This is a genomic window from Streptomyces novaecaesareae (assembly GCF_000716875.1).
Classification (GTDB): Bacteria; Actinomycetota; Actinomycetes; order Streptomycetales; family Streptomycetaceae; genus Kitasatospora; species Kitasatospora novaecaesareae.
Genome location: NZ_JNWQ01000044.1, coordinates 37208 through 62007, shown reverse-complemented (window position 1 = coordinate 62007; position 24800 = coordinate 37208). Strand labels below are relative to the sequence as shown.

Annotated in this window: 18 protein-coding genes; 12 read left to right on the top strand and 6 right to left on the bottom strand. The window is 75.1% G+C overall.

Annotated features, from left to right (window positions below; translation table 11 throughout):
- The first annotated feature begins 25 nt into the window (after positions 1 to 25).
- From OP86_RS18615 to pcrA, 3 genes are all read left to right on the top strand, one after another.
- A complete protein-coding gene (locus tag OP86_RS18615) occupies positions 26 to 1486 on the top strand; it encodes a PspC domain-containing protein (protein ID WP_030259484.1) in 1461 nt (486 codons plus the stop codon).
- A complete protein-coding gene (locus OP86_RS18610; protein ID WP_030059191.1) occupies positions 1479 to 2180 on the top strand; it encodes a LuxR C-terminal-related transcriptional regulator in 702 nt (233 codons plus the stop codon). The genes OP86_RS18615 and OP86_RS18610 overlap by 8 nt, the downstream gene beginning before the upstream one ends.
- A gap of 87 nt (positions 2181 to 2267) precedes the next feature.
- Positions 2268 to 4892: a DNA helicase PcrA gene (gene pcrA, locus OP86_RS18605; RefSeq protein WP_030059189.1), complete on the top strand. Its 2625-nt coding sequence runs from the start codon at positions 2268 to 2270 to the stop codon at positions 4890 to 4892.
- A gap of 18 nt (positions 4893 to 4910) precedes the next feature.
- On the opposite strand, the gene OP86_RS38830 is transcribed toward pcrA, so the two are convergent.
- On the bottom strand, positions 4911 to 5714 hold the full coding sequence (locus tag OP86_RS38830) for a M23 family metallopeptidase (protein ID WP_051830244.1): 804 nt from the start codon (positions 5712 to 5714) through the stop codon (positions 4911 to 4913).
- A gap of 337 nt (positions 5715 to 6051) precedes the next feature.
- On the opposite strand from OP86_RS38830, the gene icmB reads away from it, so the two are divergent.
- Complete coding sequence (icmB, locus tag OP86_RS18595; RefSeq protein ID WP_030059180.1) at positions 6052 to 6456, top strand: coenzyme B12-dependent isobutyryl CoA mutase small subunit; 405 nt, start codon at positions 6052 to 6054, stop codon at positions 6454 to 6456.
- Positions 6457 to 6572: 116 nt separating this feature from the next.
- On the opposite strand, the gene OP86_RS18590 is transcribed toward icmB, so the two are convergent.
- Positions 6573 to 8171, bottom strand: coding sequence for a DUF5691 domain-containing protein (locus OP86_RS18590; protein WP_030259479.1), 1599 nt, complete (start codon positions 8169 to 8171; stop codon positions 6573 to 6575).
- An 11-nt stretch (positions 8172 to 8182) separates the two neighbouring features.
- Positions 8183 to 9496 carry an SWIM zinc finger family protein gene (locus OP86_RS18585; RefSeq protein ID WP_030259476.1) on the bottom strand — a complete coding sequence of 438 codons (1314 nt, stop codon included), beginning with the start codon at positions 9494 to 9496 and terminating at the stop codon, positions 8183 to 8185.
- A 190-nt stretch (positions 9497 to 9686) separates the two neighbouring features.
- Here OP86_RS18585 and OP86_RS18580 point away from each other — a divergent pair, with 190 nt between their 5' ends.
- The 5 genes from OP86_RS18580 to sucD all read left to right on the top strand — a co-directional run bounded on the left by OP86_RS18580 (position 9687) and on the right by sucD (position 16792).
- Complete coding sequence (locus OP86_RS18580) at positions 9687 to 10769, top strand: ATP-binding protein (RefSeq protein WP_030259474.1); 1083 nt, start codon at positions 9687 to 9689, stop codon at positions 10767 to 10769.
- On the top strand, positions 10766 to 13192 hold the full coding sequence (locus tag OP86_RS18575) for a DUF5682 family protein (protein ID WP_030259472.1): 2427 nt from the start codon (positions 10766 to 10768) through the stop codon (positions 13190 to 13192). The genes OP86_RS18580 and OP86_RS18575 overlap by 4 nt, the downstream gene beginning before the upstream one ends.
- Before the next feature lie 34 nt (positions 13193 to 13226).
- The gene (locus OP86_RS18570) at positions 13227 to 14408 is read left to right on the top strand and encodes a VWA domain-containing protein (protein WP_051830243.1); all 1182 of its coding nucleotides are present in this window, start codon (positions 13227 to 13229) and stop codon (positions 14406 to 14408) included.
- Positions 14409 to 14710: 302 nt separating this feature from the next.
- Positions 14711 to 15883, top strand: coding sequence for an ADP-forming succinate--CoA ligase subunit beta (sucC, locus tag OP86_RS18565; protein WP_030059165.1), 1173 nt, complete (start codon positions 14711 to 14713; stop codon positions 15881 to 15883).
- Positions 15884 to 15901: 18 nt separating this feature from the next.
- Complete coding sequence (sucD, locus tag OP86_RS18560; protein WP_030059163.1) at positions 15902 to 16792, top strand: succinate--CoA ligase subunit alpha; 891 nt, start codon at positions 15902 to 15904, stop codon at positions 16790 to 16792.
- A 59-nt stretch (positions 16793 to 16851) separates the two neighbouring features.
- Here the strand turns inward: sucD and OP86_RS33645 are convergent, their stop codons facing one another.
- Entirely contained in the window at positions 16852 to 18849 is a 1998-nt protein-coding gene (locus OP86_RS33645; protein WP_051830242.1) for a sigma factor-like helix-turn-helix DNA-binding protein, read from the bottom strand.
- 132 nt (positions 18850 to 18981) lie between these two features.
- Here OP86_RS33645 and OP86_RS18550 point away from each other — a divergent pair, with 132 nt between their 5' ends.
- Positions 18982 to 20412: a cell division protein PerM gene (locus OP86_RS18550; RefSeq protein WP_051830241.1), complete on the top strand. Its 1431-nt coding sequence runs from the start codon at positions 18982 to 18984 to the stop codon at positions 20410 to 20412.
- 40 nt (positions 20413 to 20452) lie between these two features.
- Here OP86_RS18550 and OP86_RS18545 read toward each other — a convergent pair whose 3' ends face one another.
- Positions 20453 to 21109 (bottom strand): hypothetical protein, encoded by a 657-nt coding sequence (locus OP86_RS18545; RefSeq protein WP_051830240.1) that lies wholly within the window; start codon positions 21107 to 21109, stop codon positions 20453 to 20455.
- Positions 21110 to 21486: 377 nt separating this feature from the next.
- Here OP86_RS18545 and purN point away from each other — a divergent pair, with 377 nt between their 5' ends.
- Both purN and purH read left to right on the top strand, forming a co-directional pair.
- The gene (gene purN, locus OP86_RS18540) at positions 21487 to 22146 is read left to right on the top strand and encodes a phosphoribosylglycinamide formyltransferase (RefSeq protein WP_030059155.1); all 660 of its coding nucleotides are present in this window, start codon (positions 21487 to 21489) and stop codon (positions 22144 to 22146) included.
- Positions 22143 to 23720, top strand: a complete 1578-nt coding sequence (gene purH / locus OP86_RS18535) for a bifunctional phosphoribosylaminoimidazolecarboxamide formyltransferase/IMP cyclohydrolase (RefSeq protein ID WP_030059154.1) — start codon at positions 22143 to 22145, stop codon at positions 23718 to 23720. Before purN ends, purH begins: the two co-directional genes overlap by 4 nt.
- Before the next feature lie 107 nt (positions 23721 to 23827).
- Here the strand turns inward: purH and OP86_RS18530 are convergent, their stop codons facing one another.
- Positions 23828 to 24436 carry a hypothetical protein gene (locus tag OP86_RS18530; protein ID WP_030259459.1) on the bottom strand — a complete coding sequence of 203 codons (609 nt, stop codon included), beginning with the start codon at positions 24434 to 24436 and terminating at the stop codon, positions 23828 to 23830.
- Between the last annotated feature and the right edge of the window lie 364 nt (positions 24437 to 24800).

Below are 24800 nucleotides of genomic sequence, written 5' to 3'. Positions count from 1 at the left end.
GCGCGCGCGTGGAACCATCGGTGGCGTGGCAGCCCCCGGTACCGATCCCCGAACCATCGCCCCCGACGCCGCGCAGTCGGCCGGCGCCGACCCCGGTGCGCCCGACAGCGGCAGGCCGCCGTACCGCCGGCTCTACCGCAGCCCGCAGGGGCGGATGCTCGGCGGCGTCGCGCACGGCCTGGCGGTGCACCTCGGGCTGCCGGTGCGGTGGGTGCGGTTCGCCTTCGTCCTGCTGTTCTTCGCGCAGGGGATCGGCGCGCTGCTGTACGCCGCGTTCTGGTTCGTGGTGCCGATCGGCATCGGCGAGCCCTCGGCGCGCGGCGGCGCCCAGTGGATGTACCTCAACGGCGTGTTCGTCCCGGCCGCGCCCGGGCTGCAGGGCGGCCTGCTGAGCAAGGCCCCCGCCGGCGGCTGGCTCGGCCGGCTGCGCCGGCTGCTCCAGCACACGCTGCAGGGCGAGCCGACGGCGGCGCCCGCCGAGGGGGCGGAGGCGGCGCCGGCGGCCAAGGGCGGGCAGGGCGGCCTCGGCCAGCTCGCCGCCCTGGTCATGGTCGTGATCGGCCTGATCGCCCTGCTCAACGTGCTCGGCTGGCAGACCGCCAAGCCGTACACCTGGCCGCTGCTGGCGATCGGCGTCGGCGTCGCGCTGGTCTGGCGGCAGGCCGACGACTCGCGCTGGCAGCGCTGGTTCGGCATCGAGGAGGGCGAGAAGCGGCGCGGCGCGTACACCCGGGTCGGCGCCGGTGTGCTGCTCGCGGTGGCCGGCACCATCGCGCTGCTCGCCATGCAGGGCAGCGGCTCCACGATCGGCTCGGTCATCGAGGCCTCGCTCGCGGTGCTCGCCGGGGTGCTGGTGCTGCTCGGCCCGTACGGCCTGCGGCTGTGGCAGGACCTCGGCGCCGAGCGCACCGCGCGCATCCGCGCCCAGGAGCGGGCCGAGATCGCCGCGCACATCCACGACTCCGTGCTGCACACCCTGACCCTGATCCAGCGCCGGGCCGAGGACCCCAAGGAGGTGCTGCGGCTGGCCCGCTCGCAGGAGCGCGAGCTGCGGCTCTGGCTGTACCGCCCGGAGGCCGCCGCCGAGGCCGCGCCGGACACCATGGCGGAGACCCTGCGCGCCGCCGTCGCCGAGGTGGAGGACCGGCACGGCGTCCAGGTCGAACTGGTGATCGTCGGCGACTGCCCGATGGACGAGAGGATCGCGGCACAGATGCAGGCCGCGAGGGAGGCGACCGTCAACGCGGCCAAGTACGGTGGCGGGGGACCGGTCCAGGTCTACGCCGAGGTGGAGGGGAGGACGGTGTCGGTGTTCGTCCGCGACCACGGGCCCGGCTTCGACCCCGACACGGTGCCGGAGGACCGGATGGGCGTACGGGAGTCGATCATCGGCCGGATGAAGCGCAACGGCGGCACCGCTCGGGTGCGGCCGGCGGCGGGCGGCGGTACCGAGGTCGAGCTGGAGATGGAGAGAACTGATGACTGAGGCAGCGCCGATGGGGGCCCCGGCCGAAGGCTCGGGGCGCACTGCGAGGGTCGTGCTGGTGGATGACCACCGGATGTTCCGGACGGGGGTCCGGGCCGAGATCGGCCGCACCGAGGTGACCGGCATCGACGTGGTCGGCGAGGCCGACGACGTGGACTCGGCGGTCCGCGTCGTCGCCGAGACCAGGCCGGACGTGGTGCTGCTCGACGTCCACCTGCCCGGCGGCGGCGGCGTCGAGGTGCTGCGCCGCTCGGCCGGGCTGATGGGGGAGCAGGGAGGGGTCAAGTTCCTGGCGCTGTCGGTGTCGGACGCCGCCGAGGACGTCATCGGCGTCATCCGCGGCGGCGCCCGCGGCTACGTCACCAAGACCATCACCGGCACCGACCTGGTGAACGCGATCTTCCGCATCGCCGACGGCGACGCGGTCTTCTCGCCCCGGCTGGCCGGCTTCGTCCTGGACGCCTTCGCCGCCACCGACACCCCGCCGGTCGACGAGGACCTGGACCGCCTCACCCAGCGCGAGCGCGAGGTGCTGCGCCTGATCGCCCGGGGCTACGCCTACAAGGAGATCGCCAAGCAGCTCTTCATCTCGGTGAAGACCGTCGAGAGCCACGTCTCCGCCGTCCTGCGCAAGCTCCAGCTGAGCAACCGGCACGAGCTCACCCGCTGGGCCACCGCCCGCCGCCTGGTCTGAGCCCCGCGCCCGGCGTCAAGCCCGCCCGGTCCGGTTTCCCCGGGCCGGGCGGGCTTGTCGGTGGGTGGCCATAGACTCGTCATTGCCATGAGTAGCCTCTTTGACGACCTCCCGCTCCCCGGTTTCGAGGCACCCGCCGCCGGGTCGAAGCAGCCCGCCGCACCGATCGACGCCGTCGACGAGGAGCCCCCGCCGTACGAGGACGACGTCCCGTACGACGCCTACGAGGAGGCCATCCCGGAGGGGCTCTTCCAGACCGACCACGCCGTCGAGGCCGAGCGGGACGCCTGGTACCGCAACGGCGCCGCCCGGACGGTGATCGACCCGGCGCAGCTGCTGGAGGGGATGAACGACCCGCAGCGCGAGGCGGTCCTGCACGCGGGCTCCCCGCTGCTGATCGTGGCCGGTGCGGGCTCGGGCAAGACCCGGGTGCTGACCCACCGGATCGCGTACCTGCTGGGCGCCCGCGGGGTGCAGCCGGGCGAGATCCTCGCGATCACCTTCACCAACAAGGCCGCCGGCGAGATGCGCGAGCGCGTCGAGGCGCTGGTCGGCCCGCGCGCCCGGGCGATGTGGGTGTCCACCTTCCACAGCGCCTGCGTGCGGATCCTGCGCCGCGAGTCCAAGCAGCTGGGCTTCACCTCCAGCTTCTCGATCTACGACTCGGCCGACTCGCAGCGGCTGATGTCGCTGGTCTGCCGGGACCTCGACCTGGACCCGAAGCAGTTCCCGCCGAAGTCCTTCACCGCGAAGATCAGCAACCTCAAGAACGAGCTGATCGACGAGGAGACCTTCGCCGACCAGGCCGCCAACCCGATGGAGAAGAAGCTCGCCGAGGCGTACGCGCTGTACCAGCGGCGGCTGCGCGAGGCCAACGCGCTGGACTTCGACGACATCATCATGACGACGGTGAACCTGCTGCAGGCCTTCCCCGACGTCGCCGAGCACTACCGGCGCCGGTTCCGGCACATCCTGGTCGACGAGTACCAGGACACCAACCACGCCCAGTACATGCTGGTCCGCGAGCTCAGCGGGGGATCCGTCGCCGCCGCGCCCAAGCGCACCGCGGACGGGGACTTCGTGAACCCGGCCGCCGCGCACCTCGCCGAGGTGCCGCCGGCCGAGCTGTGCGTGGTCGGTGACGCGGACCAGTCGATCTACGCCTTCCGCGGCGCGACGATCCGCAACATCCTCCAGTTCGAGGAGGACTACCCGAACGCGACCACGATCCTGCTGGAGCAGAACTACCGCTCCACCCAGACCATCCTCAGCGCCGCCAACGCCGTCATCGAGCGCAACGCCAACCGCCGCGAGAAGAAGCTCTGGACGGCGGGCGACCACGGCGAGAAGGTGATCGGCTACGTCGCGGACGACGAGCACGGCGAGGCGCAGTTCATCGCCGACGAGATCGACCGGCTCACCGACAAGGGCGAGGCCAAGCCCGGCGACGTTGCGATCTTCTACCGGACGAACGCCCAGTCCCGCGTGTTCGAGGAGGTGTTCATCCGGGTCGGCCTGCCGTACAAGGTGGTCGGCGGGGTGCGCTTCTACGAGCGCAAGGAGGTCCGGGACGTCCTGGCCTACCTGCGGGTGCTCTCCAACCCGGAGGACACCGTGCCGCTGCGCCGGATCCTCAACGTGCCCAAGCGCGGCATCGGCGAACGGGCCGAGGCGATGGTCGACGCGCTGGCCGCGCGCGAGCGGATCTCCTTCGCCCAGGCGCTGCAGCGGGTGGACGAGGCCTACGGGATGGCCGCGCGCTCGGCCAACGCGGTGAAGAAGTTCAACACCCTGATGGCCGGGCTGCGCCAGGTGGTCGAGTCGGGCGCGGGCCCGGCGGCGGTGCTGGAGGCCGTCCTGGAGGAGACCGGCTACCTGGCCGAGCTCCAGGCCTCCACCGACCCGCAGGACGAGACCCGGGTGGAGAACCTGCAGGAGCTCGCCTCCGTCGCCCTCGACTACGAGCAGGACCCGGGCGAGCGGCCGGACGCCGGGGAGGAGGGCACCCCGCCGGTCGGCTCGCTGGCTGACTTCCTGGAGCGGGTCGCCCTCGTCGCCGACTCCGATCAGATCCCGGACGAGGACGAGGAGGGGCAGGGCGTCATCACGATGATGACCCTGCACACCGCCAAGGGCCTGGAGTTCCCCGTCGTCTTCCTGACCGGCATGGAGGACGGGATCTTCCCGCACATGCGGGCGCTCAACCAGGTCAAGGAGCTGGAGGAGGAGCGCCGGCTGGCGTACGTCGGGCTCACCCGGGCGCGCGAGCGGCTGTACCTGACCCGCTCGGTGCTGCGCAGCGCCTGGGGGCAGCCGGCGTACAACCCGGCCTCGCGGTTCCTGGAGGAGATCCCGGAGGCGCTGGTGGAGTGGAAGCGTACGGGGGCGGCGCAGGCGCCCGTCCAGCGCGGCTTCTCCTCGGGCTCCTCGTGGGGCAAGTCCTCGTCCGGGGGCGGCAGTTCGCGGTCTTCCTCGTCCGCCGGGGCCTCCCCGAAGGCGGGCTGGGGGCAGTCCGCGCGGCGCGGCGGCAGGGTCGTGGAGCGCGAGGCCGTCTCGCTCGCGGTCGGCGACCGCGTCACCCACGACAGCTTCGGGCTGGGCACGGTGGTGGCCGTGACGGGCGTGGGCGACCGGGCGCAGGCCACCGTCGACTTCGGCGCGGACGGGCGCAAGCAGCTGCTGCTGCGCTACGCGCCCGTCGAGAAGCTGTAGCTCTGCGGAGCTGCGGCTCTAGCGGGGGTCCAGGCCGTTGGCCAGGAACCACGGCAGCGGGTCGACCGGCCCGCTGCCGTTGGCGGGCCGGATCTCGAAGTGCAGGTGCGGCCCGGTGCTGTTGCCGCTGCTGCCGACGAAGGCGATCACGTCGCCCTGCTTCACCGGCCCCTTGCGGACCTTGTACGCCCGCAGGTGGCAGTACCAGGCCTCGGTGCCGTCGGGCATCTTGAGTATCGACATGTAGCCGTAGAACGGGTTCCACTGGGTGCGGATCGTGCCGTCGGTGACGGCCATGACCTGGGTGCCGCCGTCCACCGGGAAGTCGATGCCGGTGTGGCGGTTGGCCCAGTGGGTGCCGGCCTCGCCGAACAGCTCGCCGAGGCCGTGCTGCGCGACCGGCATGACCACCTTGGGCTTCACCGGTTCGGGTGTCGGCTCGGCGGTGGGCTGCGCGGTCGGGGCGTCGGTGGGCTGGGCGCCGGCCAGCGGCTGGCGGGCGTCCCCGCGCGAGGCCTGGGCCTGGCCGCCGGCCGCGGCCACCTGCTGGGCCGCCGTCCTGGCGGTCGTGCCGTCCGGGGCGCCGGCGGACTGCGGCGGCACCCGTCCGGCGGCCTCGGCCCGCTGCTGGTCGGCCTCCCCCTGCACCGTGATCGCCGCCGCCGCGGCGACCCCGAGCGCGGCCACCGACGGCAGTGCGATCCGCAGCAGCGCCGTCCGGGTGGCCGCCTTGGCGGCGCCGCGGCGCTGGGCGCGGGACTGCTCACGGGCGGCGAGGCGCAGCTCCGCACGGGTCGGGCGGGCGGCTGCTTCGGGAGCCATCGGGGGCTGCCTCCTCGGTGGGCCTCGGGCGCGTCGTCGGGCGAGGGGAAAGGCGAGGGGAGAACAGCCGTGACTGTAGCCGCACGGCCGACGCCCCGGAAAAACCGCCGGTTGTCAAGGGGTCGGCCGGGCGGTCTGTGCGGAGGTCGCGGAACGGACGGGTGTACCCGCTGGTAGCAAGGCCTGGAGCTGTGACTTTGCCCTCCTCTTGGGAGGCGGAACGGTCAAGCGGGCCGGGTGGCGCTAACCTCCCCTCAGGTTGGTTATTGACCGTTAACCGCGCCCGTGGCCCACAAGGCCTGGCCGGGTGGTGGACGACGACGTCCAGGAGGCAGTGATGAGTGTGTCGGGGCCGATCCGTGTGGTGGTCGCCAAGCCGGGGCTCGACGGTCACGACCGTGGCGCCAAGGTCATTGCGCGTGCCCTGCGCGACGCCGGTATGGAGGTCATCTACACCGGCCTGCACCAGACGCCCGAGCAGGTCGTCGACACCGCGATCCAGGAGGACGCGGACGGCATCGGGCTGTCGATCCTCTCCGGCGCCCACATGACGCTCTGCGCGCGGGTGCTGGAGCTGCTGAAGGAGCGTGACGCGGAGGACATCAAGGTCTTCTGCGGGGGGATCATCCCGGACGAGGACATCGCCGAGCTGAAGGCGATGGGCGTCGCGGACATCTTCACCCCGGGCACGCCGACCCGGGACGTGGTCGCCTGGGTCGAGGCCAACCTTCGGGCGAGCTGACTTCCGGTACGGCGGAGCGGGCCGGTCCCCCGGGGGCCGGCCCGCTCCGCCGTATCCGGTTCCGATCCTTTGACGCCGGCCCGGCCGCCCGGTCCCAGCCCGGTTCCAGCCCTGCGTCAGCCCGCCAGCTCCGCGAGCATCGCGGCCCGGAAGCGCAGGGTGCCGGCCAGCCGGCCGAAGGTCTCCGCCCAGGCGGAGTCCGGGGCGGCCCCGGCGGCCAGCTCCTCCACCGCGGCGGCCGCCTCCGGGGCGAGCGCGCGTTCCGTCATCCCGAGCACCCCGCTGTGGCTCCACGGGTACGCGCCGGAGGCGGCGGCCCGGGCCAGCGCCGTCACCACGGCGGTGGACAGCGGCGGAGTCCACGGGGTGGCGCAGGCGCCGAGCAGCTGGAACGCCTCGCCCAGCCCGTGCACCTCGATGAAGGCGGCCGTCCAGGCGGCCCGCTCCCCGGGCGGGAGGACGGCCAGCAGCTTGGCCGGGGCGCCGGTGGCGCGCGGGGCGCGGGCCCGGCCGGCGCCGCGGGTGGGCGGCACGGGGGCGGGGCCGAGCAGCGCCCGGGCCCAGTCGGCGTCGTGTTGGCGGACGGCGGCGCGCGCCCAGGCCTCCCGTAGGTCGTCGGCCCAGCTGCTGCTGGTCTCGTCGAGGCTGTCGCCGACCCGCAGGGCGAGCAGCTCCTCCGGCGGCAGGCCGGTGCTCTCCGGCCAGAGCGAGAGCGGTGCCGCGGCCACCACCTCGCCGAACCACCAGGCCCGTTCGCCGCGCCCGGTGGGCGACTTGGGGGCGATGCCGTCGCGCTGCATGGCGGCGTCGCACTCGGCGGGCGGGGTGACCAGCAGATGCGTGCCCGCCTCGGCGAGGCGGACGGCGGCCCGGGCCCGCTCGGCCATCCGGCGGGCCAGCGCGGAGCCGGGCAGGGTGGAGAGCAGTTCGGCGGCGGTGGCGCGGACGTTCTTGCTGCGGTCGCCGAGGGCGGCCTCCAGGAACGGCTCGTCGGCGGGGGAGAGGCCGTCCTGCAGGGCGTCCAGGAAGAGCAGGCGGTCCTCGGCGCGCTCGGTGGGCCAGGTGCTGCGCAGCAGCTCCAGGCCGGCGGCCGGGTCGCTGCGGCGCAGCAGCGTGAGGTGGGTGACGCGCTCGGCGAACAGGCCCTCGTGCCACAGGTGGTGGTCGACGGGGGCGTCCGGCCGCTGCGCCGCCTCCTGGGTGGTGGTGCGCAGCACGAACCGCCAGTCCGGGTTCTGCTCGGCCAGCCAGCGGCCCAGCGGACCGGCCAACGCGACGGCGTCGGTGCGTAGTTCGCTGCGTGCGCGGGCCGCGTCGAGCAGGCCGGGTATCAGCGCGGCGGGCGGCCGCAGGCCCCGCGCGCGGGCGGTGGCGAGCCACTGCGGCAGCAGCTCGGCCAGGTTGGCCAGGGTGCCGCCGCTGCCGCCGGCCCGGCCGGCCAGCAGGACGGCCAGTCGGCGGGCGGCCGGCTCGGGCAGCTCCGGGCGGGCGTCCTCGGGCGCGGCCGGGCCGGGCGGTCCGGCCGCCGGTACGGGCAGCGCGCCGGCCCGGCGGCGGACGGTGGCGAGGGCGGCCAGCTCCAGCAGGGCGGTGGCCGGGTCGGCCTGGTCCACGGCCTCGGCGAACGGTAGGGCGGCGGCCCGCAGCGGGCGGCGGTCGGTGCCGAGCAGGGCGCTGGTGTGCAGGCTCTCCCATGGGTCCTGGGTGATCGTCATTCTCGGTGCTCCTAGGAATTGGTGAGGCCTACCGGCCGGTGGCCCTCGGGCCAGGCGGTGACCGGGGCGAAGCCCTGGTGGCCGTACTCGCCGAAGACCGTCAGCGGGCGGCCGGTGGAGACCGCGGCCAGACGCCAGAGCGCCGCTTCCGGGACGGCCGAGGCGCGGACCGGCACGGTGTGGTGGCCGTCCGTCAGGTGCCAGCCGTCCGGGGTGCGGACCGGGACGACGCCGGTGAGGACGGTGGGCCAGCTCTCCAGCCACGGGTCGTCGGCGACGGCGGTGCCGTAGCCGGCCACCGCCTCGGCGACGGTGAGCCCGGCGGGCGGGGCGGCCGGCCCGGCCTCGGGGGCGCCGTAGCGGTCGCCGAGCGTGGCGCGCAGCGGGCGGGCGCCGGGGTGGTAGGCGAGTTCGGCCTCCAGCAGGTGGCCGGTGGGCAGGGCGAGGTCGGGGGCCTGGCCGGGGCGGCCGAAGGCGAGCAGCAGCGCCGGGCGGCCGGTCTTGGCGCCGCGCAGCCAGACCCGGCGGGTGGTGAGTCGTTCGTCCGAGCCCCCTTCCATCGGCACTGTGCGGCTGCCGAGCACCAGCCAGCGGTCGCGGACGGTCGGGCCGGCCAGCACCTCGTTGGAGTCCCGGGTGTAGCCGACCCGGGCGCGGACGGTCGCGGCCAGCTCGGGCGGCAGCTCGTCGACCCGGGTGGCGGCGGTGGCGAGCAGGTGGAGCATCGCGTACTCCTCCAGCAGCCGCTCCTGCGGGGTGGTGTCCAACTCCCGTACGCGGGTGGCCAGTCCGGGGGCCTGTGCGTCGACCATCCGGGCGGCGACCTCCTCCCAGGGGCCGGCGGTGGACTGGTCGGCCAGGCCGTGCCGGATCCGGTCGGCGAGGCGCAGCCGCAGCTCGGCCGCGCCGGCCGCGACCCGGGCGCCGCGTGCCTCGGCCCGGCGGCGGGCGGCCTCCGGGTCGGCCGGGGGCGCCGTGCGCTTCTCGGCGCGCTCCTGGCGGCCCTTGAGCCAGTCGGCCGCCCAGTCGGCGGGTTCGGCGGCCGGGACGGCTGCCGGGGTGCCGCTCCACAGCAGGAGGAGCCCGAGCGCGTGCTTGCACGGGAACTTCCGGCTGGGGCAGCTGCACTGGTAGGCGGGCGTGGCGAGTTCGACCACGGTGCGGTACGGCGTACGGCCGCTGCCCTTGCACTCGCCCCACACCGCGGTGCCGTCGGTGCCGGTGCCGGACCACGGCGCGGGCGCGGAGAGCTTGCCCGCGGCCTTCTGCGACGCGGCGTCAGGTGCCAGGGACAGGACGTGTTCGGTGCTCCAGCGTTCCTCCATGCGACCGACCGTAGGCGGCGGCACTGACAGTCGCTGACTGCCCGTCCGGGACGGCCGTACGTGCGTTCGCCGAACTGTCAGTGGCTCGGTGCAGGGTGGTTCCCACAGGCCGGGACGCCGACCTGGCTCCCCCCGATCATCCTGCCGCCCGGGCACCCGTGTACCCGGCGGCCGACCCGAAGGAGCCCCCATGACCGACGTTCTGCGGCAGCACGCCGAGGACGCCTTCGCCGGTGAACTGGCCGCGCTGGCCGCGCAGGACGACCGTCCGCGCCCCGAGCGCTGGAAGCTCTCGCCGTGGGCCGTGGCGACGTACCTGCTCGGCGGCGAACTGGCCGACGGCACCCGGATCACCCCCAAGTACATCGGCCCCCGCCGGGTGGTCGAGGTCGCCGTGACGACCCTGGCGACGGACCGCGCGCTGCTGCTGCTCGGCGTGCCCGGCACCGCGAAGACCTGGGTGTCCGAGCACCTGGCCGCCGCGATCAGCGGCGACTCGACGATGCTGGTGCAGGGCACCGCCGGCACCCCCGAGGAGGCCGTCCGGTACGGCTGGAACTACGCCCGGCTGCTCACCGACGGGCCGAGCCGGGACGCGCTGGTGCCCTCCCCGCTGATGCGGGCGATGGCCGAGGGCAAGATCGCCCGGGTCGAGGAGCTGACCCGCATCCCGGCCGACGTACAGGACAGTCTGATCACCATCCTGTCCGAGAAGACGCTCCCGGTACCGGAGTTGGGCTCCGAGACGCAGGCCGTGCGCGGCTTCAACGTGATCGCCACCGCCAACGACCGCGACCGCGGCGTCAACGAGCTGTCCAGCGCGCTGCGCCGCCGCTTCAACACCGTGGTGCTGCCGCTGCCGGGCTCGCTGGAGGAGGAGGTCGACATCGTCACCCGCCGGGTCGGCCAGCTCGGCCGCTCCCTGGAACTGCCCGAACTGCCCGGCGGCGCCGAGGAGATCAGGCGGGTGGTGACGGTCTTCCGCGAGCTGCGGGCCGGGATCACCACGGACGGCCGGACGAAGGTCAAGACCCCGAGCGGCACCCTCTCCACCGCGGAGGCGATCTCGGTGGTGACCAACGGCATGGCCCTGGCCACCCACTTCGGCGACGGCGTGCTGCGCGCCGGGGACGTCACGGCCGGCATCCTCGGCGCGGTCGTCCGCGACCCGGTGGCGGACCAGGCGGTCTGGCGCGAGTACCTCGAAGGGGTGGTGCGCGAGCGCGACGGCTGGAAGGACTTCTACCGGGCCGCCCGCGAGGTGACGGCATGACCGAGGCTGAGGTCGCCCTCCTCGGCATCCGCCACCACGGCCCCGGCTCGGCCCGGGCGGTGGCCGCCGCCCTGGCGCAGTGGCAGCCGGACGCGGTGCTGGTCGAGGGCCCGCCGGAGGCCGACGGCATCGTCCACCTGGCCGCCGAGAAGGCCCTGGTGCCGCCGGTCGCGCTGCTCGCCCACGCGGTGGACGATCCGGCGAAGGCCGGCTTCTGGCCGTACGCCGAGTTCTCCCCGGAGTGGGTGGCGATCCGGCACGCCGTGGAGCACGACCTGCCGGTCCGCTTCATCGACCTGCCCGCCGGGTACGGCTTCGCGCCCGCTCCGGAGAACGCCACCGGCTCCGAGGACGGCACTGGCTCCGACGCCGCCGACGGCACCGGCTCCGACGCCGCCGACGGCCCCGAATCGCCCGCCGACCCGCTGGCGCTGCTCGCCGAGGCGGCCGGGCACGACGACCCGGAACGCTGGTGGGAGGACGTGGTCGAGCACCGCGCGCCCGGCACCGACGCGCTGGCGCCGTTCGCCGCCGTCGCCGAGGCGATGGGCGCCCTGCGCGCCGAGGGCCTCGCCGAGTCCCGCCGGGACCGCCTGCGCGAAGCGCACATGCGCCAGCAGATCCGCGCCGCCCGCCGCGCCGGGCACCGCCGGATCGCCGTGGTCTGCGGCGCCTTCCACGTCCCCGCGCTGGAGCGGATGCCCACCGTCGCGCACGACCGGGCGCTGCTCGCCGGGCTGCCGAAGAAGGTGCGCACGGACATCACCTGGGTGCCGTGGACGCACCGCCGGCTCGCCCAGTCCACCGGTTACGGCGCGGGCGTGCAGTCGCCCGGCTGGTACCACCACCTCTTCACCACCGACGGCGATCCGGTGCCGCGCTGGCTCACCCGGGCCGCCGAGCTCCTGCGGGCCGAGGACCACCCGGTCTCCTCCGCGCACGTCATCGAGGCGGTCCGGCTCGCCGAGACCCTGGCCGTCCTGCGCGGCCGCCCGCTCGCCGGGCTGACCGAGACCCTGGACGCCGTCCGCGCGGTCCTCTGCGAGGGGTCCGACGTCGCCCTGGAGCTCGTCCGGGACCGCCTGGTCGTCGGCGACGAACTGGGCGAGGTCCCGGACTCCGCGCCGGCCGTGCCGCTGCAGCGCGACCTCGCCCGGCTGCAGCGCTCGCTGCGGCTCAAGCCCGACGCCGCACCGAAGGACGTCGACCTCGACCTGCGCAAGGAGACCGACGCGGCCCGCTCCCGGCTGCTGCACCGGCTGCGGCTGCTGGGCGTGGACTGGGGCGTGCCCGCCCGTTCCTCGGTCAACTCGACCGGGACCTTCCGGGAGAGCTGGCGGCTGTGCTGGCAGCCGGAGTTCGCGGTCCGGATCGCCGAGGCCGCCCGGTGGGGCACCACGGTGGAGGAGGCGGCCGTTGGCAAGGCGGTCGGTGCCGCCCGCGCCGCCGTCGAACTCGCCGAGCTGACCGGCCTGGTGGAGACCTGCCTGCTGGCCGGGCTGTCCGGCGCGCTGCCCGCCGTGATGCGGGTGCTCGCCGACTGCGCGGCCCTGGACACCGACGTCGCGCACCTGGCCGGCGCGCTGCCCGCGCTGGTCCGCGCGCTGCGCTACGGCGACGTGCGCGGCACCGACCACGGCGCGCTCGCCGAGGCGGCGACGGGCCTGGCCGAGCGGATCTGCGTCGGACTGCCGCCCGCCTGCGTCGGGCTGGACGCCGAGAGCGCGGCGACGATGCGCGGCCGCCTGGACGAGGTGCACGGCGCGATCGGCCTGCTGGCCTCCGCCGGAGCACCGCAACCCGATGCCCCCGACGCCCCCGGCGGCCTGGACGCCCTCGGCGCCCCCGGCGGCCCGGACGCCCTCGACGCCCCCGGCGGCCCGCCCGGCCTGGCCGACCGCTGGGCCGCCGCGCTGCGCTCGCTCGCCCGCCGCGAGCCCTCCGGCGGGCCGGCCACCGGCGCCCCCGGCCTGCTCCGCGGCCGGGCCGTCCGACTGCTGCTGGACGACGGCCGGCTCGACACCGAGGAGGCCGGCCGCCGACTGCGACTGGTCCTGTCCACCGCCGGCGCCCCGGCGGACGCGGCCGGCTGGGTCGAGGGCTTCCTCACCGGCGGCGGCGCCCTGCTGCTGCACGACCCCCGGCTGCTGGCCCTGCTGGACGAGTGGCTGACGGCGGTGAGCGGCGAGGTCTTCACCGACGTCCTGCCCCTGCTGCGCCGCACCTTCGCCGGGTTGGAGGCGGGCGTGCGCACTGGCATCGGCGGCCGGGTCGCGGCCGGCCCGCTCGGCGAGCCCCCGGCGGACCGCGCCCCGGCGCGCGAGCTGGACCGGGCCCGGGCCGACGCCGCCGTCCCCGTGGTGGCTCTGCTGCTCGGCGCCCGACCGACGATCCCCCGACAGGCCACCGGCCGCAACACCTGACACCCCAGGCTGACCCCCCCCGAAGGAGGACGAGATGGCAGCGCCCACGACCGACGAGCGGCTCCGCCGCTGGCGGCTGGTGCTCGGCGGCGAGGCCGACGGCACCGGCTGCACCCTGCGCGGGCGGGACGCCGCGATGGACGGCGCCCTCGCCGCGCTCTACCGGGGCGCGCCCGAGGAGGGCGCCCGGGCGGCCCGCGGCGGCCGCCGCAGCGCCGGGCTGGGCGGCTCGGCCCCGCAGGTGGCCCGCTGGCTGGGCGACATCCGCGAGTACTTCCCGTCCACCGTCGTCCAGCTGATGCAGCAGGACGCGATCACCCGGCTCGGCCTGGACCGGCTGCTCCTGGAGCCGGAGATGCTGGAGGCCGTCGAACCGGACGTCCACCTGGTCGGCACCCTGCTCTCGCTCAAGCACGCGCTTCCCGAGACGACCCGGGAGACCGCCCGGGCCGTGGTCGGCAAGGTCGTCGCCGACCTGGAGCGCCGGCTCGCCGACCGCACCCGGGCCACCCTCGGCGGCGCCCTCGACCGCAGCGCCAAGGTCAACCGGCCCCGGCACCGCGACATCGACTGGGACCGGACGATCCGGGCGAACCTGCGGAACTACCTGCCCGAGCACGGCACGGTCGTCCCCGAGCGGCTGGTCGGCTACGCCCGCGCCCAACGGGCCGTGAAGAAGGACGTCATCCTCTGCATCGACCAGTCCGGTTCGATGGCGCCCTCGGTCGTGCACTCGGCGGTCTTCGGCGCGGTGCTCGCCTCGATGCGCACCCTGGACACCAGGCTGGTCGTCTTCGACACCTCGGTGGTCGACCTCACCGAGCAGCTCACCGACCCGGTGGACGTCCTGTTCGCCACCCAGCTCGGCGGCGGCACCGACATCAACCGCGCGCTCGCCTACTGCCAGTCGAAGATCACCCGCCCGTCCGAGACCGTCGTGGTGCTGATCAGCGACCTGTACGAGGGCGGGATCCGGGACGGCATGCTCAAGCGGGTCGCCGCGATGAAGGCGGCGGGCGTCCAGTTCATCGCCCTGCTCGCGCTCTCCGACGAAGGTGCGCCCGCCTACGACCACGCGCACGCCGCCGCCCTGGCCGCCCTCGGCGCGCCGGCCTTCGCCTGCACCCCGGACGCCTTCCCCGGGATCATGGCGGCGGCCATCGAGAAGCGCCCGATCCCGCAGCACCTGGTCAAGGGGGTGGACCAGGGCGTGTGACGGTCTCACCCGGAAGGGTCAATTCACCCGATCGGTGGATCGGACGTTCGCCCGGAGGCCAGGGGCATTCTGTGACGGTTCTCACCCAAGACGGGCAGGCCCCGGGCGGAACACGCCCGTCCCACGGGGATAACCTGCCAGACGGACGTGACGCGCGTGTTGATTGACGTGTGCGCCCGTGGCTGTGTGGGCCGCAAGGCCGTATCTCTGCGTACCCGCACCGCCCCGACGACCCGCAGCGAAGATCCTGCCGTGGCACGCTCGTAGAGACACAATCCGCGACCACGAACAAGGACAAACACGTGGACCTGTTCGAGTACCAGGCGAGGGACCTCTTCGCCAAGCACGGCGTGCCCGTGCTTGACGGCGATGTCATCGAGACCGCCGCAGACGCTGCCGCCATCGCGGAGCGCTTCGGCGGCCGCGCCGTCGTCAAGGCTCAGGTGAAGGTGGGTGGCCGTGGCAAGGCCGGTGGCGTGAAGCTCGCCGCCGACCCGGCCGACGCCGTCGTCAAGGCCGAGCAGATCCTCGGCATGGACATCAAGGGCCACACCGTTCACAAGGTGATGCTCGCCCAGACCGCCGACATCAAGGACGAGTACTACGTCTCGTTCCTGCTGGACCGCACCAACCGCACCTTCCTGGCCATGGCCAGCGTCGAGGGCGGCGTGGAGATCGAGGTCGTCGCCGAGGAGAACCCCGACGCGCTCGCCAAGATCCCGGTCGACGCCAACGAGGGCTGCACCCCGGAGAAGGCCGCCGAGATCGTCGCCGCGGCGAAGTTCCCGGCCGAGGTCGCCGACCAGGTCGCCGAGGTCCTGCAGAAGCTGTGGACCGTCTTCATCAAGGAGGACGCCCTCCTCGTCGAGGTCAACCCGCTGATCAAGTCCGGTGACGGCAAGATCATCGCGCTCGACGGCAAGGTCTCCCTGGACGAGAACGCCGAGTTCCGCCAGGCCGAGCACGAGGCCCTGGAGGACAAGGCCGCGGCCAACCCGCTGGAGGCCGCCGCCAAGGCCAAGGGCCTGAACTACGTCAAGCTCGACGGCCAGGTCGGCATCATCGGCAACGGCGCGGGTCTCGTCATGAGCACCCTCGACGTGGTCGCCTACGCGGGCGAGAGCCACGGCGGCGTCAAGCCCGCCAACTTCCTCGACATCGGTGGCGGCGCCTCCGCCGAGGTCATGGCGAACGGCCTGGAGATCATCCTGGGCGACCCCGACGTCAAGTCGGTCTTCGTCAACGTCTTCGGCGGCATCACCGCGTGCGACGCGGTCGCCAACGGCATCGTGCAGGCCCTGGAGCTCCTCGCGAGCAAGGGCGAGAACGTCACCAAGCCGCTCGTCGTCCGCCTGGACGGCAACAACGCGGAGCTGGGTCGCAAGATCCTCGACGACGCCAACCACCCGCTGGTCCAGCGCGTGGACACCATGGACGGCGCCGCTGACCGCGCCGCCGAGCTGGCCAACAAGTAAGGAAGGGGACTTAACACCATGGCTATCTTCCTTACCAAGGACAGCAAGGTCATCGTCCAGGGCATGACCGGCGCCGAGGGCATGAAGCACACCCGCCGCATGCTCGCCTCCGGCACCCAGATCGTCGGCGGTGTCAACCCGCGCAAGGCCGGCACCACGGTCGACGTCGACGGCACCGAGATCCCGGTCTTCGGCTCCGTCGCCGAGGCGATGGAGAAGACCGGGGCCGACGTCTCCGTCCTCTTCGTGCCGCCGGCGTTCACCAAGGCCGCCGTCATCGAGGCCATCGACGCCGAGATCGGCCTGGCCGTCGTCATCACCGAGGGCGTCCCGGTGCACGACACCGCCGCCTTCTGGGCCTACGCCGGTTCGAAGGGCAACAAGACCCGGATCATCGGCCCGAACTGCCCCGGCCTGATCAGCCCCGGACAGTCGAACGCCGGCATCATCCCGGCCGACATCACCGCCGCCGGCAAGATCGGTCTGGTCTCGAAGTCGGGCACCCTGACCTACCAGCTCATGTACGAGCTGCGCGACATCGGCTTCTCCTCGGCCGTGGGCATCGGCGGTGACCCGGTCATCGGGACCACCCACATCGACGCCCTCAAGGCCTTCCAGGAGGACCCGGAGACCGAGATCATCGTCATGATCGGTGAGATCGGTGGCGACGCCGAGGAGCGTGCCGCGGCCTACATCGCCGAGCACGTCACCAAGCCGGTCGTCGGCTACGTCGCGGGCTTCACCGCCCCCGAGGGCAAGACCATGGGCCACGCCGGCGCCATCGTCTCCGGCTCCTCGGGCACCGCCCAGGCGAAGAAGGAGGCCCTTGAGGCCGCCGGTGTCAAGGTCGGCAAGACGCCGTCCGAGACCGCCCGCCTGGCCCGCGAGATCATCGCCGCCAAGGCCTGATCCCCGCCCCGCGCATGACGAGCGCCCCCGCCCCTCCGGGCGGGGGCGCTCTCGCTCTTTCAGTGTCCCTTGGGCCCCGTCGTGCAGGGCAGCGGCGACCACATCCGGCAGACCGTCGGCCCCTGCGGCGGCGGGGCGCCCGCGCCCCGCGCCGCCGGCGGCAGCTCCCACCGGGCGACCGCCTGCGCGTGCGGCTCCACCAGCACCGCCTCCAGCCCCGGTGCCGGGCTGCACCACAGGCTGGTGATGCCGCTCGGCGCGCCGCCCGGCGCCAGCGGTACGGCCGGCTCCTCCGTCTCGGCCGCGGGCAGGCACAGCGAGGGCGGCGGCGGGGCCGGCGGCCCGAACACCACCGCCGGCCGCACCCCCGCCAGCGTCGCCAGCGTCGCCCCGCCCACCGCCGCCGTCAGCAGTGCCGCCGCGCCCGTCCGGCTCGCCGTCCACAACCGGTGCCGGGCCCGCAGCACCGGCACCGGCGCCCGGTGCGGCTCCGGGCAGCCGCGCACCGCCGCCCGGTGCAGCAGCCGGCTCAGCCCGTCCGCGAACCCCGGCGCCGCCGGATCGGGCCCCACCAGCTCCGGCACCGACCGCGCCAGCGCGGCCCGGGCCGTCCACACCCGGCCCTCGGCCGCCGCCCGCGTCGACTCCACCTCCACCGCGATCGCGGCCGCCGGCAGGCCAAGACCGTCGTGCAGCACCAGGGCCCGCCGCTGCGGCCGGGACAACCGCCGCAGGGCCTTCAGCAGTGCCCGGTCCCGGTCGGTCAGCCGGTCGTGGTCCGGCAGCACCGCCTGCGCCTCGTCCGCCGGCCGCACCTTGATCCGCCGGTGCGGAAGACCCCACGCGTGCGCCCGCCGTGGCCCGGCCCGGTGCCACGGCGACAGCGCCAACTCGCACGCCCGCACCCGCACCCACCCCTCCGGATCCCCCGACCCGGCCACCGCCCGCCAGCCCCGCCGGGCCTCCCCGAACGCCAGCCGCACGCAGTGCACCGCCCGGTGCCGGCAGGCGGTCAGCAGGAACACCTGCTGCACCAGACGGGTGTGCGCCGACTCGTACAGCTCCTCGAAACTTCCCGCCGGGCGGCCGGCCGGGGCCGGGGGCGCCGACTCGTGACGCTCGCCTGCGGCTCGTGCGGCCGGAGCCAGCTGCGCCATGGTGCCGTACCCTTCCGTGCCCGCGGGCTGCCGACTCCCGCTCTCCGTCGTGGAATCCGGGGCCGCAGGCGCCGTGTCGCCACGCGCCTCCGTGCCCGCGGGCGTCACCTGCGCCCGCCCACCGCCGGAGGAGTGCTGCGACCCCTCCGCCATGGTGGCGGCCCGTTCCTCCGCAGCCACGTCGCCACGCTCCACCCCGCCCGCATGGCCCGCCTGCGGGCGTCCTCCGTCGGGGGGAAGCGCGCGCCCGGGGCCGGGGGAGCGCCGTTTCCCGTTCGTGGCGGGGGAGGCCTGAGCCCCGCCCGCCGTGTCGTCGTCCGCCGCCCGGGCCGGTGCGTCGTCCCTGGCAGCAGCCGAGCGGCGCCGCCTCCTGCGCGCGGTCGGGGCGGCCTGCGGCCCGCCGTCGTGCTCGGCCGAGTCCGCAGGGCTGGGCGCCGCCTGCCCGCGCCCGCTGTCGGCCTGCGCCCCGTCCGCTCGTACGGACCCGCTGTCGGGGGCGGTCGCCCGTCGGCCGTCGGCTGCGGCGGGTCCGAGGGAGGCCGGGGTGAGGCCGACGAAGTTCACCACCGTGGCGGCCGGCGGGTGCGGCAGGGTGCCCGCGGCGAGGGTGACGGCGTCGGCCTCGGTGGGTGTGCCGAGCTTGCGCATGGCGCGGCTGAGGTAGCTGCGGGCGGTGGCGGGGGTGATGCCGAGGGCGGCGGCGGTGTGCGGGAGGTCGTGCCCGGCGGCGAGGTGGGCGAGAGCCTGGGCCTCACGGGGGGTCAGTTTCCGCAGCAGGTGGGCCGCGTCGCGGTCGGCGCGGTCGGCGCGGTCGGCGTGGTCGGCGTGGGCGGGGGTGCGGTGGCACTTGGGGGTGGGGGAGCCGGCCGTGGGGGAGTCGGCGGTGGGCGGCGTGGCCATCAGACGCTCCGGGCCGGGGCGCCGGCGGCTTGGGGGCAGGGTCTGAAAATGCGCATAAGCCAATAATCTGGGACACGGCGGCGGTTTGCCGCTTCACGGAGCATGGCGAGTCGCCTTGGCACCATGAGGCGCATGACGCAGCTGATGGGCCGTCCGATCCTGGAGGCGCCGGGCGAATTGGGCGGACGCCCCGCGCTGGCCGACCTGTTGGCGGGTGTACGGGCGGCGCTGGTCGGGCTTGCGGTGGTCGGGGTGCCAGTGCTCGGGCTCTGGGTGGTGACGCCGTACGCGGACGACGGTGCGGCCGCCGCCACCCGGTTGGCGGGGGTGCTCTGGCTGCTCGGGCACGGCGCGCCGGTGCTGCGCGGGGACGCGGACGCCCCGCTGACCGTCACTCCGCTGCTGTTCGGTGCCCTGGCCGTGGTCCGGCTCCACCGGGCGGGCGCCGGGGTGGCGGCACGGCGCGGGCTGCGTTCGCGCTGGGGCGGCCCGGTGGCGCTGTGGGCGGGCTACTGCGCGGTGGCCGTCGTGGTGGCGCTGCACTGTGCGGGTGGGCTGTTCCGCAGCAGGGTGCTGCTGGATGTGCTGGTGGTGGCGCTGGTGGCGGCCCTGGCGACGGCCGCCGGGGTCCGCTCGGCGGAGTCCCCGGGGGTCGACGAGCCGGCCGCCTCCCCGCTGGACCGCCTCCCGCCGCCGTACCGGCCGGCCGGCGGTGCGCCGGTGGTGCGGGCCGCGGCGCTGGCGGCCGGGGCCGGGCTGGTCGCGGCGGGCGGGCTGCTGGTGGTGGTGTCGGCGCTGTCGGACGCGGTGACCGGCGGCGGGCGCGGGATGGCACTGCTCGGGCGCGGGCCGGCCGCGCTGCTGGGGCTGCTGCTGCTCGCGCTGGTGCTGCTGCCGAACGCGGTGCTGTGGGGCGCGGCGTACGCCCTGGGCCCCGGGTTCGTGGTGGGGACCGGGACGGTGGTGTCGCCGGGCGGTGCCGTGCTGGGCCCGGTGCCGGAGTTCCCGCTGTTCGCCCTGCTGCCGGCCGACGGCCCGGGCGGGTGGCGGCTGGCGGCGCTGGCGCTGCCGCTGCTGGCGGGCGTGGTGCCGGCGGCGCTGCTGGGCCGCGCGGCGGCGGGTCTGCGGAGCCCGGCCGTCGGGGGCGGGGACGGGCTCGGGCCCGAGCCCTGGTCGCCCGCCGCGACGGCGACGGCCGCCCTGGCGGCGGCGCTGTCGCTCGGGGCGGGGGCGGTCCTGCTGGGCTGGTTGTCGGGTGGGGCGCTGGCGGGCGGGCGGATGGCCTGGCTGGGGCCGGTGCCGTGGTGGACGGGCCTGGCGGCGGCGGGCTGGCTCGCGCTGGTGGCGGTGCCGGGCGCCCTGCTGGTACGGCACCGCGGGCTCGCCCCGGCCGGGCAGCCGACGCTCGGACCAGCGGACGGCCGGGGCGCGTACGCCCGGCTCGGGTGGCAGGCGCGCCGGAGCGCACTGGCGCTGCGCGCCGGTACGTACACCCTCGTGTTGCGGCTGTCCGGGCCGTTCCGCGCGGGCCGGGGCCCGGACGCCGGGGATCCGAGCGACTGACGGAGGGCGGGCGGAGGGCCGCCGGGGGAGCGTGCGGCGGCTACTCGGTGTTCCCGGTGAAGTCCACGTACCACTGCGGTGCGTACCGGTCGCAGTTCTCGGCGCCGACGGCGGTCAGCGAGTCCTGCACGCAGGTGACGTAGTCGCGGTAGTGGTACCCGAGGCCGATCACCGAGGTGGCGACCACGACGGTCATCGCGCCGGTCAGGATCCCGGCGAGCGCGGCCGGGGTGAGCGGGTTCGGCGCCGCGGCCCCGGGAGCCGGCCGGGCCGGGCCGACCGGGCCGGCCGAACCGATGGTCACGGCGGGGGCGGAGGTGGGCCGGGGGCTGCGCAGGGCGCCGATGCCCCAGACGATGCCGAGCGCCCCGACGAGCAGGGCGATCCAGTGGAAGCCCGCGAACAGGCAGACCAGCGCGAACGGCCCGGCCAGCGCGGCGTTGCGGGCGCGGCGGTGGGCCGGGTTCGCGGGGTCGAGCCGGGGCGGCTGCGGGGCCGGCGGCCGCTGGCCGGGACGGCCGTCCCCCTGGCCGGAGCCCCACGGCGGCGGGAGCTGCGGGCGCTCGCCCCCCTGGCCGCCGGTGCCGTCCTGGCCCTCGCCGGTCCAGGGGCTGCGCGGCTGCCACGGCTGGTCCGGGGCATCCGCCGGCGGCGGCGCGAAGGGGTTGCGCTCGCCGGTGTCGTCGCCGCTGCTCATGGGTTCAGCCAATCCTTGTCGGTCGGGACTCGGTCGTCGCGGTCTCCCGCGCTCCCCAATGATCCCGCAGTCGTTCCTCGGCCCATCGGCGGCCCGCGCCCAGAGCCCGGTGGGGCCCGTGGGCCGCGGGTGCAACTGCGGTGCGGCGGGCCCGAAGAGATCCCCGTCTCAACTACGCGCGTAGCGCCACCGGGAGGGTTCGGAGGCCGTCCGACCAGCCGTTATCGTGGTGACGGTCAGCAGCTCACATCGGTTCCCGGGGCCCGCGTCGCGGCGGGTTCTCCTGGTGTTCCCCCTCGCTCGACCTGCCGTTCGTAGTGGCCCCACCGCCGGTGGACGTACCAGCGGACGGCGCCCGACCTACGGAGACTCGCGCAGTGGCCGCCGCCCCCGCCCAGCACTTCCCGCCCCGTACGCCCGGACCGGCCCGCCTGGTGGTGCTGGTCTCCGGCTCCGGCACCAACCTGCAGGCGCTGATCGAGGCCGTCGCGGACCCGGCGTACGGCGCCGAGATCCTCGCCGTGGGCGCCGACCGGGACGGGATCGCCGGCCTGGAGCGCGCCGTGACGGCGGGCCTGCCGACCTTCGTGCACCGGGTGAAGGACCACCGGGACCGCGCCGCCTGGGACCGCGCGCTGACCGCCTCGGTCGCCGAGTACGAGCCGGACCTGGTGGTCACGGCCGGTTTCATGAAGATCCTCGGCCCCGAGTTCATCGCCGCCTTCGCCGGGCGGATCGTCAACACCCACCCCGCACTGCTGCCGTCCTTCCCCGGTGCCCACGGCGTCACCGACGCGCTCGCGTACGGCGTGAAGGTCACCGGCTGCACCGTCCACCTGGTCGACGCCGGCGTGGACACCGGGCCGATCATCGCGCAGGGCGTCGTCGAGGTCGTCGACGCCGACCACGCCGATGGCGGCGAAGCGCTGCACGAGCGCATCAAGACTGTCGAGCGCAAGCTGCTCGTCGACGTCGTGGGCCGACTGGCCCGCGAAGGTCACCGCATCGAGGACCGAAAGGTATGGATCCCGGCATGAGTGCCAGCTCCACCACGCCCCCCGTTTCGGAGAACATCCGTCCGATCCGTCGTGCGCTGATCAGCGTGTACGACAAGACCGGTCTGGAGGAGCTGGCCCAGGGCCTGCACGCCGCCGGTGTCGCCATCGTCTCCACCGGCTCCACCGCCGGCCGGATCGCCGCCGCCGGCGTCCCGGTCACCGAGGTCTCCGAGCTGACCGGCTTCCCGGAGTGCCTGGACGGGCGGGTGAAGACCCTGCACCCCCGCGTGCACGCCGGCGTGCTGGCCGACCTGCGCCTGGAGTCGCACCGCGCGCAGCTGGCCGAGCTGGGCGTCGAGCCCTTCGACCTGGTCGTGGTGAACCTCTACCCGTTCAAGGCCACCGTCGCCTCCGGCGCCACCCCGGACGAGTGCGTCGAGCAGATCGACATCGGCGGCCCGAGCATGGTCCGCGCCGCCGCCAAGAACCACCCCTCGGTGGCCGTCGTGGTCGACCCGGCCCGCTACGGCGACGTGCTGACGGCCGTCCGTGAGGGCGGCTTCGACCTGGCCACCCGCAAGCGCCTGGCCGGTGCCGCGTTCGCCCACACCGCCGCCTACGACGTGGCCGTGGCCTCCTGGTTCGAGGCCGGCTACGCGCCGAGCGACGCGAGCTTCCCCGAGTTCCTGGGCGCAACCTGGGAGCGGCAGAACGTGCTGCGCTACGGCGAGAACCCGCACCAGGGCGCCGCGCTGTACAGCGACGGCACCGGCGGCCTGGCCGGCGCGCAGCAGCTGCACGGCAAGGAGATGTCGTACAACAACTACGTCGACACCGACGCCGCCCGCCGCGCCGCGTACGACCACGCCGAGCCGGCCGTCGCGATCATCAAGCACGCCAACCCGTGCGGCATCGCGACCGGCGCCGACGTCGCCGAGGCGCACCGCAAGGCGCACGAGTGCGACCCGGTCTCCGCGTACGGCGGCGTGATCGCCGTCAACCGCCCGGTCACCGTCGCGCTGGCCGAGCAGATCGCCCCGATCTTCACCGAGGTCGTCGTGGCCCCCGGCTACGAGGAGGGCGCCCTGGAGGTGCTGACCCGCAAGAAGAACCTGCGGGTGCTGCTCGCCCCCGAGGCCCCGGCCAACCGCCAGGAGGTGCGCCCGATCTCCGGCGGCGTGCTGCTGCAGGACGCGGACCGGGTGCACGCCGAGGGCGACGACCCGGCGAACTGGACGCTCGCCACCGGTGAGGCGCTCTCCGAGGCCGATCTGGCCGAGCTGGCCTTCGCCTGGCGGGCCTGCCGGGCCGTCAAGTCCAACGCGATCCTGCTGGCCAAGGACGGCGCCTCGGTCGGCGTCGGCATGGGCCAGGTCAACCGGGTCGACTCCTGCAAGCTCGCGGTCGAGCGGGCCGGGGAGCGGGCCAAGGGCGCGTACGCGGCCTCGGACGCGTTCTTCCCGTTCGCGGACGGCCCGGCGATCCTGATCGCGGCCGGGGTCCGGGCCATCGTCCAGCCCGGCGGTTCGATCCGCGACGAGGAGGTCGTCGCGGCGGCCGCCGAGGCGGGCGTGACCATGTACTTCACCGGCGCGCGGCACTTCTTCCACTGACACTGAGCCCGCCGACTGCATGACGACATGACAGAGCGGCCCGGTCCCCTCCGAGGAGGGAGCCGGGCCGCTCCGTCGTACCGTGCGGACCTGCCGGTGCGGACCGGTCAGTAGCGCGGCCGGTTGAACCAGGCCACGCCGTCCCGGGTGCTCATGGCGACGATCCAGATGATGCAGATCGCGATCCACAGCACGCCGACGATCACACCGAACCCGGCGCCGTTGGCCTGGGCGCTCCCGGTGACCGCGCCGGCCAGCACGAGCAGGCCGAGCAGCAGGGCGATCGAGGCGTACACGATGGTGGTGATCCGGGTCGCCGGGCCGCCCTTGCCGAACTTCGCGCCGAGCGTGATGGAGAGCACCGCGGCGAGCAGGTACACGACCCCGAGGACCAGCAGCACGCCGGCCGCGGCGTTGCCGAAGATCGCGGTGTCGCTGCCCGTGCTGTGCTCGTTGGCGACCTTCTTGGCACCCGCGGCGACGATGATCAGGAAGCCCGCGAGCAGGACCTGCACACCGCCCACGACGAACAGCAGCACCCGGGTGGTCATCACCAGGCCCGGCATGGACGGCGGCTGGGCCACCGGCGGGTAGCCGTAGCCCGGGGCCTGCTGCGGGTAGCCGTAGGCGACCGGCGGGGCCTGCTGCGGGTAGCCGTAGCCGGGGGCGGCCGGCGGCTGGCCGTACGGGTTGTTCGGGTCGGGCGGGTAACTCATGGATGCCTCCGGGCAGTTACGGGGACGCGGGGACGGGACGGCGGAGGCCCCGGTTGCGGTCGCGAGTCGGGTCGGCGACGGAACGGGACGGTATCCGGGCACAGTGACAGCCCGGCGGCGGTGACGGGCGGTGCGGCCGGTTCAGCAGCGCGGTGGACAGGCGAGCCCGGGCCGGGACGGACGCGGCGCGGTGAAGGCACCGCGACGGCGCGCGGGCTGCTCGGTCTGCTGTGGTCGGATCACTGGCTCTTTCCCCCGGGTACGTCCCGCCGCGGGATCCGTCGGCCCGTCACCGGGCCGGATCGCGGCGGGAATGCCCGCTTATCGTGATCCGGACGGCGGCGCCCTGTCCAGCCGGTTCCCG

Excerpts from the sequence above, each read along its gene's own strand:
- OP86_RS18610 (WP_030059191.1), top strand. The coding sequence starts at position 1,479 with ATGACTGAGGCAGCGCCGATGGGGGCCCCGGCCGAAGGCTCGGGGCGC.
- pcrA (WP_030059189.1), top strand. The coding sequence starts at position 2,268 with ATGAGTAGCCTCTTTGACGACCTCCCGCTCCCCGGTTTCGAGGCACCC.
- OP86_RS38830 (WP_051830244.1), bottom strand. The coding sequence starts at position 5,714 with ATGGCTCCCGAAGCAGCCGCCCGCCCGACCCGTGCGGAGCTGCGCCTC.
- icmB (WP_030059180.1), top strand. The coding sequence starts at position 6,052 with ATGAGTGTGTCGGGGCCGATCCGTGTGGTGGTCGCCAAGCCGGGGCTC.
- OP86_RS18590 (WP_030259479.1), bottom strand. The coding sequence starts at position 8,171 with ATGACGATCACCCAGGACCCATGGGAGAGCCTGCACACCAGCGCCCTG.
- OP86_RS18585 (WP_030259476.1), bottom strand. The coding sequence starts at position 9,496 with ATGGAGGAACGCTGGAGCACCGAACACGTCCTGTCCCTGGCACCTGAC.
- OP86_RS18580 (WP_030259474.1), top strand. The coding sequence starts at position 9,687 with ATGACCGACGTTCTGCGGCAGCACGCCGAGGACGCCTTCGCCGGTGAA.
- OP86_RS18575 (WP_030259472.1), top strand. The coding sequence starts at position 10,766 with ATGACCGAGGCTGAGGTCGCCCTCCTCGGCATCCGCCACCACGGCCCC.
- OP86_RS18570 (WP_051830243.1), top strand. The coding sequence starts at position 13,227 with ATGGCAGCGCCCACGACCGACGAGCGGCTCCGCCGCTGGCGGCTGGTG.
- sucD (WP_030059163.1), top strand. The coding sequence starts at position 15,902 with ATGGCTATCTTCCTTACCAAGGACAGCAAGGTCATCGTCCAGGGCATG.
- OP86_RS33645 (WP_051830242.1), bottom strand. The coding sequence starts at position 18,849 with ATGGCCACGCCGCCCACCGCCGACTCCCCCACGGCCGGCTCCCCCACC.
- OP86_RS18550 (WP_051830241.1), top strand. The coding sequence starts at position 18,982 with ATGACGCAGCTGATGGGCCGTCCGATCCTGGAGGCGCCGGGCGAATTG.
- OP86_RS18545 (WP_051830240.1), bottom strand. The coding sequence starts at position 21,109 with ATGAGCAGCGGCGACGACACCGGCGAGCGCAACCCCTTCGCGCCGCCG.
- purH (WP_030059154.1), top strand. The coding sequence starts at position 22,143 with ATGAGTGCCAGCTCCACCACGCCCCCCGTTTCGGAGAACATCCGTCCG.
- OP86_RS18530 (WP_030259459.1), bottom strand. The coding sequence starts at position 24,436 with ATGAGTTACCCGCCCGACCCGAACAACCCGTACGGCCAGCCGCCGGCC.